The sequence below is a fragment of the Enterobacter sp. SORGH_AS_0287 genome (assembly GCF_031453695.1).
In the GTDB taxonomy this organism is placed as follows: domain Bacteria; phylum Pseudomonadota; class Gammaproteobacteria; order Enterobacterales; family Enterobacteriaceae; genus Enterobacter; species Enterobacter ludwigii.
Genome location: NZ_JAVIZW010000001.1, coordinates 2919384 through 2931584 on the forward strand (window position 1 = coordinate 2919384; position 12201 = coordinate 2931584).

Annotated in this window: 12 protein-coding genes; all 12 read left to right on the top strand. The window is 57.9% G+C overall.

What is annotated here, in order from left to right:
* The gene (hpaD, locus tag QE396_RS13865; RefSeq protein ID WP_020885307.1) at positions 1-858 is read left to right on the top strand and encodes a 3,4-dihydroxyphenylacetate 2,3-dioxygenase; all 858 of its coding nucleotides are present in this window, start codon (positions 1-3) and stop codon (positions 856-858) included.
* Between the two features lie 9 nt (positions 859-867).
* Positions 868-1248, top strand: coding sequence for a 5-carboxymethyl-2-hydroxymuconate Delta-isomerase (locus QE396_RS13870; RefSeq protein ID WP_047366577.1), 381 nt, complete (start codon positions 868-870; stop codon positions 1246-1248).
* 78 nt (positions 1249-1326) lie between these two features.
* Entirely contained in the window at positions 1327-2130 is an 804-nt protein-coding gene (gene hpaH, locus QE396_RS13875) for a 2-oxo-hept-4-ene-1,7-dioate hydratase (RefSeq protein WP_014168488.1), read from the top strand.
* A 9-nt stretch (positions 2131-2139) separates the two neighbouring features.
* Complete coding sequence (gene hpaI / locus QE396_RS13880) at positions 2140-2937, top strand: 4-hydroxy-2-oxoheptanedioate aldolase (protein ID WP_014168487.1); 798 nt, start codon at positions 2140-2142, stop codon at positions 2935-2937.
* A 21-nt stretch (positions 2938-2958) separates the two neighbouring features.
* Positions 2959-4311 carry a 4-hydroxyphenylacetate permease gene (gene hpaX / locus QE396_RS13885; protein ID WP_020885310.1) on the top strand — a complete coding sequence of 451 codons (1353 nt, stop codon included), beginning with the start codon at positions 2959-2961 and terminating at the stop codon, positions 4309-4311.
* A 9-nt stretch (positions 4312-4320) separates the two neighbouring features.
* Entirely contained in the window at positions 4321-5232 is a 912-nt protein-coding gene (gene hpaA, locus QE396_RS13890; protein ID WP_032681716.1) for a 4-hydroxyphenylacetate catabolism regulatory protein HpaA, read from the top strand.
* A 164-nt stretch (positions 5233-5396) separates the two neighbouring features.
* The gene (gene hpaB, locus QE396_RS13895) at positions 5397-6959 is read left to right on the top strand and encodes a 4-hydroxyphenylacetate 3-monooxygenase, oxygenase component (RefSeq protein WP_014168483.1); all 1563 of its coding nucleotides are present in this window, start codon (positions 5397-5399) and stop codon (positions 6957-6959) included.
* A 17-nt stretch (positions 6960-6976) separates the two neighbouring features.
* A complete protein-coding gene (locus tag QE396_RS13900) occupies positions 6977-7486 on the top strand; it encodes a 4-hydroxyphenylacetate 3-monooxygenase reductase subunit (RefSeq protein WP_020885312.1) in 510 nt (169 codons plus the stop codon).
* A 178-nt stretch (positions 7487-7664) separates the two neighbouring features.
* On the top strand, positions 7665-8582 hold the full coding sequence (locus QE396_RS13905; protein ID WP_047366576.1) for a YafY family protein: 918 nt from the start codon (positions 7665-7667) through the stop codon (positions 8580-8582).
* Between the two features lie 190 nt (positions 8583-8772).
* Positions 8773-10926, top strand: coding sequence for a carbon starvation CstA family protein (locus QE396_RS13910; RefSeq protein ID WP_020885314.1), 2154 nt, complete (start codon positions 8773-8775; stop codon positions 10924-10926).
* 96 nt (positions 10927-11022) lie between these two features.
* Positions 11023-11226 (top strand): YbdD/YjiX family protein, encoded by a 204-nt coding sequence (locus QE396_RS13915; protein ID WP_003856610.1) that lies wholly within the window; start codon positions 11023-11025, stop codon positions 11224-11226.
* Positions 11227-11236: 10 nt separating this feature from the next.
* The gene (gene yjiA / locus QE396_RS13920; protein ID WP_047366575.1) at positions 11237-12190 is read left to right on the top strand and encodes a GTPase; all 954 of its coding nucleotides are present in this window, start codon (positions 11237-11239) and stop codon (positions 12188-12190) included.
* Positions 12191-12201 lie beyond the last annotated feature (11 nt).

Consider the following 12201-nt stretch of genomic DNA (forward strand, 5'->3'; position numbering starts at 1 on the left):
ATGGGCAAGTTAGCGTTAGCGGCAAAAATTACCCACGTTCCGTCAATGTACCTCTCTGAACTGCCGGGAAAAAACCACGGCTGCCGCCAGTCCGCCATCGACGGACATAAAGAAATCAGCAAGCGTTGTCGGGAGCTGGGCGTCGATACCATTATTGTGTTCGATACCCACTGGCTGGTGAACAGCGCCTACCACATCAACTGTGCGGATCATTTCTCCGGCATCTACACCAGCAACGAGCTGCCGCATTTTATCCGCGACATGACCTACGACTACGACGGTAACCCGGCGCTCGGCCAGCTTATCGCCGACGAAGCGGTGAAACTCGGCGTACGTGCCAAAGCGCACAACATCCCGAGCCTCAAGCTGGAGTACGGCACGCTGGTACCGATGCGCTACATGAACAGCGATAAGCACTTCAAAGTGATCTCTATCGCCGCGTTCTGCACCGTCCATGACTTCGCCGACAGCCGCAGGCTGGGCGAGGCCATCGTCAGCGCGATTCAGAAATATGACGGCACCGTGGCGGTGCTCGCCAGCGGTTCGCTGTCGCACCGTTTTATCGACGACCAGCGCGCCGAAGAGGGAATGAACAGCTACACCCGCGAGTTCGACCGTCAGATGGACGAACGCGTAGTGAAGCTGTGGCGTGAAGGCAAGTTCAGGGAGTTCTGCAGCATGCTGCCGGAGTATGCCCACTACTGCTACGGCGAGGGCAACATGCACGACACGGTGATGCTGCTGGGGATGCTCGGCTGGGACACATACGACGGCAAGGTGGAGTTCCTCACCGAGCTGTTCCCCAGCTCCGGCACCGGCCAGGTTAACGCCGTTTTCCCCCTGCCCGCGTCCGCGTAAGGAGCCACCATGCCGCACTTTATTGCTGAATGCACTGACAACATCCGCGAGCAGGCGGACCTGCCAGCACTGTTCGCCAAAGTGAACGACGCGCTTGCCGCCACGGGAATCTTCCCACTCGGCGGTATCCGTAGCCGTGCGCACTGGCTGGACACCTGGCAGATGGCCGACGGTAAGCACGATTACGCCTTTGTGCATATGACGCTGAAGATTGGCGCCGGGCGCAGTCTGGAGAGCCGGGAGGTGGTGGGAAAGGCACTGTTTGAGCTGATTAAAACCCACTTCGCCGACCTGATGGCATCGCGCTATCTGGCGCTCTCTTTTGAAATAGACGAGCTGCACCCGACGCTCAATTACAAACAAAACAACGTGCACGCTTTGTTTAAGTAGCGCCCTTACCGGGCCGACAACGGCTTTGAACGCAAGCCGGGTGAGCAGCACGCCACCCGGCAACAACAGGAAATCGCCATGCTCGATAAACACACCCATACCCTGATCGCCCATCGTCTGCATCAGGCGGAGCAGTCCCGGGAGCAGATCCGCCAGATCTCGCTCGACTACCCGACGATCACCCTTGACGACGCCTACGCCGTACAGCGCGAATGGGTGAGCCTGAAAATCGCCGAAGGTCGCGTGCTGAAAGGCCACAAGATTGGCCTCACCTCCAAAGCGATGCAGGCCAGCTCGCAAATTAGCGAGCCGGACTACGGCGCTCTGCTCGACGACATGTTCTTCCACGACGGCAGTGATATCCCTGCCGACCGCTTTATCGTCCCGCGCATCGAAGTGGAGCTGGCCTTCGTGCTGGCAAAACCCCTGCGCGGCCCAAACTGCACCCTGTTCGACGTCTACAACGCCACGGATTACGTCATCCCCGCGCTGGAGCTGATCGACGCCCGCTGCCACAACATCGATCCCGAGACCCAGCGTCCGCGCAAGGTGTTCGACACCATCTCCGATAACGCCGCCAACGCAGGTGTGATCCTTGGCGGTCGCCCGATTAAGCCCGACGAGCTGGATCTGCGCTGGATCTCCGCCCTGCTCTACCGCAACGGCGTCATAGAAGAGACCGGGGTCGCCGCGGGCGTGCTCAACCACCCGGCCAACGGTGTGGCATGGCTTGCCAATAAACTCGCGCCGTACGACGTTCAGCTGGAGCCTGGCCAAATCATCCTCGGCGGTTCGTTTACCCGCCCGGTGCCGGCCAGCAAGGGCGATACCTTCCACGTGGACTACGGCAAGATGGGCTCCATCAGCTGCCGTTTTGTCTAGGAGACCACCATGGAAAACAGATTCAAAGCGGCGCTCAGCGCCGGAAAACCGCAAATCGGCCTCTGGCTGGGGCTGACCAGCAGTTACAGCGCCGAGCTGCTGGCCGGTGCGGGGTTCGACTGGCTGCTGATCGACGCAGAGCACGCGCCCAATAACGTGCAAACCGTCCTGACCCAGCTGCAGGCGATCGCACCTTACGCCAGCCAGCCGGTGGTACGCCCGTCGTGGAACGACCCGGTCCAGATCAAACAGCTGCTGGACATCGGGGCGCAAACCCTGCTGGTGCCGATGGTACAAAACGCCGATGAAGCCCGGCTGGCGGTGCGCGCCACGCGTTATCCACCGGCGGGGATCCGCGGCGTGGGCAGCGCGCTGGCTCGCGCCTCGCGCTGGAACCGCACGCCTGATTACCTGCAGCGCGCTAACGATGCCATGTGCGTGCTGGTGCAGATTGAAACGCGCGAGGCGCTGAAAAATCTGCCGCACATCCTCGATGTGGAAGGCGTGGACGGGGTGTTTATTGGCCCGGCGGATCTGAGCGCCGACATGGGCTTTGCCGGAAATCCGCAGCACCCGGAAGTCCAGGCCGCCATCGAGAAGGCCATTGCGCAGATCCGTGCGGCAGGCAAAGCGCCCGGCATCCTGATGGCTAACGAGCCGCTGGCAAAACGCTACCTCGAGCTTGGCGCGCTGTTTGTCGCCGTCGGGGTCGACACCACCCTGCTTGCACGCAGCGCCGAGGCGCTGGCGGCACGTTTTATCGATATCCCGGTTACGTCAGTAAATAACAATAAATCCGTCTACTAAACGTACGATGTGGAGCGCAACATGACGACCTCTACCCTGCAAACCCATGATAATAAAGCTGTAGAACACCGCGTTATTCAGAAGCTGTTTCGTCGTTTGATCGTGTTTCTCTTTATCCTGTTTGTCTTCTCGTTTCTTGACCGCATTAACATCGGCTTTGCCGGGCTGACGATGGGCAAAGATCTGGGCCTCACCTCGACCATGTTTGGCCTGGCCGCCACCCTGTTTTACGTCACCTATGTGATATGTGGGATCCCCAGCAACATCATGCTGGCGAAGGTCGGCGCCCGTCGCTGGATCGCCGGGATCATGGTGGTGTGGGGCATCGCTTCCACCTGCACCATGTTCGCCACCAGCCCGCACACGCTCTATGTGCTGCGCATGCTGGTGGGCATTGCCGAGGCCGGATTCCTGCCGGGGATCCTCGTCTATCTCACCTGGTGGTTCCCTGCCTACCACCGCGCCCGCGCCAATGCGTTGTTTATGATCGCCATGCCGGTGACCATGATGCTCGGCTCGATCCTCTCCGGTTATATTCTGGCCATGGACGGGCTGTGGAACCTGAAAGGCTGGCAATGGCTGTTCCTGCTGGAGGGGCTACCGTCCGTGGTGCTCGGCGTTGTGACGTGGTTCTACCTGAACGACACGCCGGATCAGGCCAGCTGGCTGGATGACGACGAAAAGCAGGCGCTTAAAACAATGATCGCCCGCGAGCAGGAGTCGGCCATCGCCCGTCCCGTCACGCCGCGTTCGACGCTGCGCGAAGTGTTTACCCCGGCCGTGCTGCTCTATACCCTGGCCTATTTCTGCCTCACGAACACCCTGAGCGCGATTAATATCTGGACGCCGCAGATCCTGCAAAGTTTCAACACCGGCAGCAGCAACATTGTGATTGGCCTGCTGGCGGCGATCCCGCAGTTTTGCACCATCCTCGGGATGATCTGGTGGAGCCGCCGCTCCGACAGGCTGAAAGAGCGAAAAAAGCACACCATTCTGCCGTACCTCTTTGCGGCGGCAGGATGGCTGCTGGCCTCGGCGACCCACCACAGCCTGATCCAGCTGCTTGGCATCATCATGGCCTCAACCGGATCGTTTACCGCCATGGCGATCTTCTGGACCACGCCGGATCGGGTTATTAGCCTGCAGTCGCGGGCGGTCGCACTGGCGGTGATCAATGCTATCGGTAACGTCGGATCCGCCGTCAGCCCGCTGTTGATCGGCATTCTGCGTGACAGCACCGGCAGCTTCAGCTCCGGGTTGTGGTTTGTTGCCGGCTTGCTGGTGGTCGGCGCGCTGGTGCTGACACGTATCCCGATGACGCAGCGGGAGAGCCTTGAGCACGAGCCGGGTATGGCGGCGCAGAAAATCCCGTAAGGAGCGGCTATGTGCCAGAACCCGATCGCGAATATCGACATCAGCAAAGAGTACGACGAAAGTCTGGGAACGGATGATGTTCACTATCAGTCGTTCGCCCGCATGGCGGCCTTTTTTGGCCGCGACATGCAGGCTCACCGTCACGACCAGTATTTTCAGATGCACTTTCTGGATACCGGACAGATCGAACTGCAGCTCGACGATCACCGCTACTCGGTGCAGGCTCCGCTATTTGTGCTCACGCCCCCGTCGGTGCCGCACGCGTTTATTACCGAATCCGACAGCGACGGGCACGTTCTGACGGTGCGCGAGGATCTGATCTGGCCGCTGCTGGAAGTGCTCTACCCCGGCACGCGGGAAGCCTTTGGCCTGCCGGGGATCTGCCTCTCGCTGGCCGATAAGCCGGACGAACTGGCGGCACTGAAGCACTACTGGCCGCTGATTGCCCGGGAATCGACGGCGCAACTGCCCGGGCGCGAACACACGCTGGTTCTGTTAGCCCAGGCGGTGTTCACCCTGCTGCTGCGCAACGCGAAGCTCGACGATCACGCCGCCAGCGGCATGCGCGGCGAGCTGAAACTGTTCCAGCGCTTTACCCAGCTGATTGATGTCCATTTTCATGAGCACTGGACGGTACCGGAATATGCCAGCGAACTGCACCTGACCGAATCGCGTCTGACCGATATCTGCCGGCGCTTCGCCAACCGCCCGCCGAAGCGGCTGATTTTTGACCGTCAGCTGCGTGAAGCGAGGCGGATGCTGCTCTTCTCCGACAGCGCGGTCAGCGAAATCGCCTGGCAGCTGGGGTTTAAAGACCCGGCCTATTTTGCCCGGTTTTTTAATCGGTTAGTGGGGTGTTCGCCGAGCGCGTATCGGGCGCAAAAAGTACCGGTGTCGTCTGTTACCCCACCCCAGCCCTGACCCTCTCCCGGGTTCAGGGTGAGGGAAATCACACTCTGCGATCATATGCGAAAAGTACCAGCCGTTGTCCCAATCGTCCCTTCACGTTCCCCCCCGCTCAGGCTTCAATTAAACAACAAAAACAAAACATAAATTTAACATCACTATTCCGATACGAGGTCCCTATGAAGCCTGAAGATTTCCGCGCGGATGCCAAACGTCCGTTAACCGGTGAAGAGTATTTAAAAAGCCTGCAGGATGGCCGTGAGATTTATATCTACGGCGAGCGCGTCAAAGACGTGACCACTCATCCGGCGTTTCGCAATGCGGCAGCCTCCATCGCGCAGATGTACGATGCGCTGCACAAGCCTGACATGCAGGACACGCTGTGCTGGGGCACCGATACCGGCAGCGGCGGCTACACCCATAAGTTTTTCCGCGTGGCGAAAAGCGCCGACGACCTGCGTCAACAGCGTGACGCCATCGCCGAGTGGTCGCGCCTGAGCTACGGCTGGATGGGCCGCACCCCGGACTACAAGGCGGCGTTTGGCTGCGCGCTCGGTGCCAATCCGGCGTTCTACGGCCAGTTCGAACAGAACGCCCGTAACTGGTACACCCGTATTCAGGAAACCGGGCTTTACTTCAACCACGCCATCGTTAACCCCCCCATCGACCGTCACAAACCGGCGGACGAAGTAAAAGACGTCTACATCAAGCTGGAAAAAGAGACCGACGCCGGGATCATCGTTAGCGGCGCAAAAGTGGTGGCAACCAACTCGGCGCTGACTCACTACAACATGATCGGTTTTGGCTCCGCGCAGGTGATGGGCGAAAACCCGGACTTCGCGCTGATGTTCGTTGCGCCAATGGACGCCGAAGGCGTGAAGCTGATCTCTCGCGCCTCTTACGAAATGGTGGCAGGTGCGACCGGCTCTCCATACGACTACCCGCTCTCCAGCCGTTTCGACGAAAACGACGCGATCCTGGTCATGGATCATGTGTTGATCCCCTGGGAAAACGTGCTGATCTACCGCGATTTCGATCGCTGCCGTCGCTGGACCATGGAAGGCGGTTTTGCCCGCATGTACCCGCTGCAGGCCTGCGTACGTCTGGCGGTGAAGCTCGATTTCATTACCGCGCTGCTGAAGAAATCGCTGGAGTGTACCGGCACCCTGGAGTTCCGCGGCGTGCAGGCGGATCTCGGGGAAGTGGTGGCCTGGCGCAACATGTTCTGGGCGCTGAGCGACTCCATGTGTTCTGAAGCCACGCCGTGGGTGAATGGCGCGTACCTGCCGGATCACGCGGCGCTGCAGACCTACCGCGTCATGGCCCCGATGGCCTATGCGAAGATCAAGAACATCATCGAGCGTAACGTCACCAGCGGCCTGATCTATCTGCCGTCCAGCGCGCGAGACCTGAACAATCCGCAGATCGACCAGTATCTGGCGAAATACGTGCGCGGCTCCAACGGCATGGATCACGTGGAACGTATTAAGATTTTGAAACTGATGTGGGATGCCATCGGCAGCGAGTTTGGTGGTCGTCACGAGCTGTATGAGATCAACTACTCCGGCAGCCAGGACGAAATCCGTCTCCAGTGTCTGCGTCAGGCACAGAGCTCTGGCAACATGGACAAAATGATGGCAATGGTCGACCGCTGCATGTCCGAGTACGACCAGCATGGCTGGACGGTGCCGCACCTGCACAATAATTCCGATATCAACATGCTGGATAAGCTGCTGAAATAACGCAGCGGGAGGTTTCAATGCATACAGAACAACGCCTGCGTTTTCGCGATGCGATGGCCAGCCTGTCGGCGGCGGTTAACGTTGTCACCACCGAGGGCGATGCAGGACGCTGCGGTATCACCGCCACCGCCGTCTGTTCAGTCACGGACACCCCGCCATCGCTGATGGTCTGCATCAATGCCAACAGCGCCATGAACCCGGTTTTCCAGGGTAACGGTAAGCTGTGCGTCAACGTGCTGAACCATGAGCAGGAGATCATGGCCCGCCACTTCGCCGGGATGACCGGCATGGCAATGGACGATCGCTTTGCCCTCTCCTGCTGGCAGAAAGGTCCGCAGGGGCAACCGGTGCTGAAGGGCGCGCTGGCAAGCCTTGAAGGCGAGATTAGCCAGGTGCAAACCATCGGCACCCATCTGGTTTATCTCGTTGAAATTAAAAACATCATTCTGAGCGAAGCGGGACACGGCCTGATCTATTTTAAACGCCGTTTCCACCCCGTCATGATGGAGGCTGAAGCCGCAGTGTGACCCCCTCCTGCGCTGGCCGTTTCCCGGCCAGCGCCAATTTCCACAAAAATTCCTAAGGTTTCCGCTTAATCACGCCGTTATATAGCCATAAGAGAAATTTTCTGTGTCTGAATACTGACAATACATGTCAGTGCGACCCGCATCATTCAGCGCATACCCTAATATACAGGAAGACCTTATGGCTAAATCGACGCGGAGCCGCTCGGCTGAACGTCTGGTCGATATTCTGGTTGAGTTACATTTAAATGGTGTGGTAAACCGCAGTGCGCTCATGGAAAAATTTAAAATTACCGAGCGCACCGTCTACCGGGATTTAAATGCGCTTTCACCTATTGTGGAACATACCGGTAACGGGCTGTATCGTCTGATCCACTCCGCACAATCTCCCGGTGGACAAGGATTACATCACACGATTGCTAACTTCCTGAATGCCGATAGCTTTTTCCCGGAAAGAAATACGGAATTCTGGCAGAAACTTGAAACACGCGTTGACGAAAATCATATTCTTATTCTTGGCAACGAAGCAGAGCACACGGTAGAACGTGATATTCGTCGCTATTTATCGAAAATCGAGAAATCGATTAAGAATCGTAATGTATGCCAGATCGTTTATAAGGGTAAAACCCGCCTGATTAATCCCTATAAACTCATTAACAATAAAAATATATGGTATTTACAAGCCACCGAGAATAGCCGGCTAAAATCCTTCTCGTTGAGTCAGATTAGCTGGTTTGATATTCAACAAAAAACCTTCACGCCGGAAGAAAATGCGCTCGGACTGCTGGAAAAAAGCCGCGATCCGTGGGTGTCGGAAGACACTTTCGAAGTGAAAATATTCATTAAAGATACTATTTCACATTACTTTATGCGCCGCGACCTGCTGCCAGAACAAGAGCTTGTCGGTGAGCAGCACAACGGCGTCACGCTGCGCTGTCAGGCGGCACACGAGAACCAGATCCTGCCGCTGCTGTTCTACTGGCTGCCGAACATTCAAATCCTGGAGCCCAACTGGCTAAAAGAGAAGCTGCTTAAAACGCTGGAAAATTATCTGGCGGTAGAGCGCACAGCAGATAACCACGTGATCTCAATCACATAATTTCTCCCGGCGGCGGCGAGACGGAACCACTCGCCGCCCTCTTTGACCGCTCACCTGGCCCTTTCAACCGCTCATTCATTTACCTGTCTTTACACGCGCGTGGTTCTGGCACGATCGCTCCAGCATTAATCAATACCTCCTCATAACGAACCCTGACCCTTTTTCATTACATAAAAAACCAGGTCTTACTATGGATACGAAAAAACTACTGAAGCACGTGCCCTGGGCGTTACTCGGGATCCTCGGCGCTTTTTGTCTGGCGGTTGTCGCACTACGCCGGGGCGAACACGTAAGCGCCCTGTGGATCGTCGTTGCGTCTGTCTCCGTCTATCTTGTTGCTTATCGCTACTACAGCTTATACATCGCGCAGAAGGTCATGAAACTCGACCCGACGCGTGCCACTCCGGCGGTCATTAATAATGACGGCCTCAACTACGTGCCCACCAACCGCTACGTGTTGTTTGGTCACCACTTTGCCGCTATCGCCGGTGCGGGTCCGCTGGTCGGCCCGGTTCTGGCCGCGCAGATGGGCTACCTGCCTGGTACCCTGTGGCTGCTCGCGGGCGTAGTGCTGGCCGGGGCGGTGCAGGACTTTATGGTGCTGTTTATCTCTTCTCGCCGTAACGGCGCCTCTCTGGGTGAGATGGTCAAAGAGGAGATGGGCCGCGTGCCGGGGACCATCGCACTGTTCGGCTGCTTCCTGATTATGATCATCATCCTCGCGGTGCTGGCGTTAATCGTGGTGAAAGCGCTGGCCGAAAGTCCGTGGGGGGTATTCACCGTCTGCTCTACCGTGCCGATTGCGCTGTTCATGGGTATCTACATGCGCTTTATCCGCCCGGGTCGCGTGGGTGAAGTGTCGGTGATTGGGATTGTGCTGCTGGTTGCATCTATCTACTTCGGTGGCGTGATTGCGCACGACCCGTACTGGGGCCCGGCGCTGACCTTCAAGGACACCACCATCACCTTCGCGCTGATTGGGTATGCGTTTGTCTCCGCTCTGCTGCCGGTCTGGCTGATCCTGGCACCGCGTGACTACCTGGCGACCTTCCTGAAAATCGGCGTTATCGTCGGTCTGGCAATCGGCATCCTGGTGATTAACCCGGATCTGAAAATGCCGGCAGTGACCCAGTACATCGACGGTACCGGTCCTCTGTGGAAAGGTGCGCTGTTCCCGTTCCTGTTTATCACCATTGCCTGCGGTGCGGTCTCTGGCTTCCACGCCCTGATTGCTTCCGGTACCACACCGAAGCTGCTGGCTAACGAAAAAGACGCGCGTCTGATTGGCTACGGCGCAATGCTGATGGAGTCTTTCGTGGCGATCATGGCGCTGGTTGCCGCGTCCATCATCGAACCGGGTCTCTACTTCGCGATGAACACCCCTCCGGCAGGCCTGGGCATTACCATGCCAAACCTGCATGAGATGGGCGGTGATAACGCGGCGCTGATCATGGCGCAGCTGAAAGATGCGAGCGCACATGCTGCCGCAACCGTCAGCTCCTGGGGCTTCGTGATTTCGCCTGAGCAGATCATGCAGACCGCGAAAGACATTGGCGAACCGTCAGTCCTGAACCGCGCCGGTGGCGCACCGACGCTGGCAGTGGGTATCGCACACGTGTTCCACAAAGTGCTGCCGTGGGCGGACATGGGCTTCTGGTACCACTTCGGTATTCTCTTTGAAGCGCTGTTCATCCTGACCGCGCTGGACGCCGGTACCCGTGCAGGACGCTTTATGCTGCAGGACCTGCTGGGTAACTTCGTGCCGTTCCTGAAGAAAACCGACTCTCTGGTGGCGGGTATTCTGGGAACCGCGGGCTGCGTGGGTCTGTGGGGCTACCTGCTGTATCAGGGCGTTGTCGACCCGCTGGGCGGCGTGAAGAGCCTGTGGCCGCTGTTCGGTATCTCTAACCAGATGCTGGCCGCTGTCGCCCTGGTTCTTGGCACCGTTGTACTGGTGAAGATGAAACGCACCAAATACATCTGGGTCACCGTGATCCCTGCGCTGTGGCTGCTGCTCTGCACCACCTGGGCGCTTGGTCTGAAACTGTTCAGCGCCAACCCGCAGCTGGAAGGCTTCTTCTTCATGGCTAACCAGTACAAAGAGAAAATTGCCGCAGGCGGCGCGGACCTCACTGCGCAGCAGATTGCCAACATGAACCACATCGTGGTGAACAACTACACCAACGCAGGTTTGAGTATTCTGTTCCTGGTGGTGGTGTACAGCATCATCTTCTACGGCATCAAAACCTGGCTGAACGTGCGTAACGCCGAGGGTCGTACGGATAAAGAAACCCCGTATGTCCCGGTACCGGAAGGCGGCGTGAAGACCTCTTCACACCACTAATCCGCCCTCGCATCCCTCTCCCTGCGGGAGAGGGTTAGGGTGAAGGGAAACAACGCCCGGCAGCCCCAGCCGGGCTTTTTCTATCTGGAAGGCACAATGTTTGGTAACTTAGGCGAAGCGAAAAAATACCTCGGTCAGGCGGCGAAAATGCTGATTGGCATTCCGGACTATGACAACTACGTTGAGCATATGAAGACCAACCATCCGGATAAACCGTACATGACCTATACCGAATTCTTCCGCGAGCGTCAGGAAGCGCGCTACGGCGGGAGTGGAGAAGGCGGCGTACGCTGCTGCTAAAGGAGAGACCATGACCCCGATTGCCGTCACCCTGCTGACCGGTTTCCTTGGCGCCGGTAAAACCACCCTGCTGCGCCACATTCTGAACGCGCAGCACGGCTTCAAAATCGCCGTGATCGAAAACGAATTCGGCGAAGTCTCGGTCGACGATCAGCTGATTGGCGATCGCGCCACGCAGATTAAAACCCTGACTAACGGCTGTATCTGCTGCACCCGCTCGAATGAATTAGAAGATGCCCTGCTGGATCTGCTCGACAGCCGCGATCGCGGTGAAATCGATTTTGACCGCCTGGTGATTGAATGCACCGGTATGGCCGACCCCGGCCCGATTATTCAGACCTTTTTCGCCCATGAGATCCTCTGCCAGCGCTACCTGCTGGACGGCGTCATTGCGCTGGTCGACGCGGTTCATGCCGACGAACAGATGAACCAGTTCACTCTCGCCCAGTCGCAGGTGGGCTACGCCGATCGCATCCTGCTGACCAAAACCGACGTGGCGGGCGACAGCGAAAAACTGCGCGAGCGCCTGACGCGTATCAACTCGCGGGCGCCGATTTACATCGCGACGCACGGTGATATCGATCTCTCGCAGCTGTTCAACACCAATGGCTTTATGCTGGAAGAGCATGTCACCTCGACGCCGCGCTTCCACTTTATGGCAGATAAGCAAAACGACGTCTCGTCGATTGTGGTCGAGCTGGATTACCCGGTGGATATCAGCGACGTCTCCCGCGTCATGGAAAACCTGCTGCTCTCTTTTGCCGACAGGCTGCTGCGCTACAAAGGGATGCTGTGGATTGATGGCGAACCGAACCGCCTGCTGTTCCAGGGCGTACAGCGGCTGTACAGCGCGGACTGGGACAGACCGTGGGGAGATGAAACGCCGCGAAGCGTCATGGTGTTTATTGGGCTACAGCTGTCGGAAGACGAGATCCGGACAGCGTTTGCAGCACTGCGCAAATAACCGTACGAACG

What these genes read in the sequence shown, in the direction of transcription:
- hpaD (WP_020885307.1), top strand. Translation starts at nt 1, where the DNA reads ATGGGCAAGTTAGCGTTAGCGGCAAAAATTACCCACGTTCCGTCAATG.
- QE396_RS13870 (WP_047366577.1), top strand. Translation starts at nt 868, where the DNA reads ATGCCGCACTTTATTGCTGAATGCACTGACAACATCCGCGAGCAGGCG.
- hpaH (WP_014168488.1), top strand. Translation starts at nt 1,327, where the DNA reads ATGCTCGATAAACACACCCATACCCTGATCGCCCATCGTCTGCATCAG.
- hpaI (WP_014168487.1), top strand. Translation starts at nt 2,140, where the DNA reads ATGGAAAACAGATTCAAAGCGGCGCTCAGCGCCGGAAAACCGCAAATC.
- hpaX (WP_020885310.1), top strand. Translation starts at nt 2,959, where the DNA reads ATGACGACCTCTACCCTGCAAACCCATGATAATAAAGCTGTAGAACAC.
- hpaA (WP_032681716.1), top strand. Translation starts at nt 4,321, where the DNA reads ATGTGCCAGAACCCGATCGCGAATATCGACATCAGCAAAGAGTACGAC.
- hpaB (WP_014168483.1), top strand. Translation starts at nt 5,397, where the DNA reads ATGAAGCCTGAAGATTTCCGCGCGGATGCCAAACGTCCGTTAACCGGT.
- QE396_RS13900 (WP_020885312.1), top strand. Translation starts at nt 6,977, where the DNA reads ATGCATACAGAACAACGCCTGCGTTTTCGCGATGCGATGGCCAGCCTG.
- QE396_RS13905 (WP_047366576.1), top strand. Translation starts at nt 7,665, where the DNA reads ATGGCTAAATCGACGCGGAGCCGCTCGGCTGAACGTCTGGTCGATATT.
- QE396_RS13910 (WP_020885314.1), top strand. Translation starts at nt 8,773, where the DNA reads ATGGATACGAAAAAACTACTGAAGCACGTGCCCTGGGCGTTACTCGGG.
- QE396_RS13915 (WP_003856610.1), top strand. Translation starts at nt 11,023, where the DNA reads ATGTTTGGTAACTTAGGCGAAGCGAAAAAATACCTCGGTCAGGCGGCG.
- yjiA (WP_047366575.1), top strand. Translation starts at nt 11,237, where the DNA reads ATGACCCCGATTGCCGTCACCCTGCTGACCGGTTTCCTTGGCGCCGGT.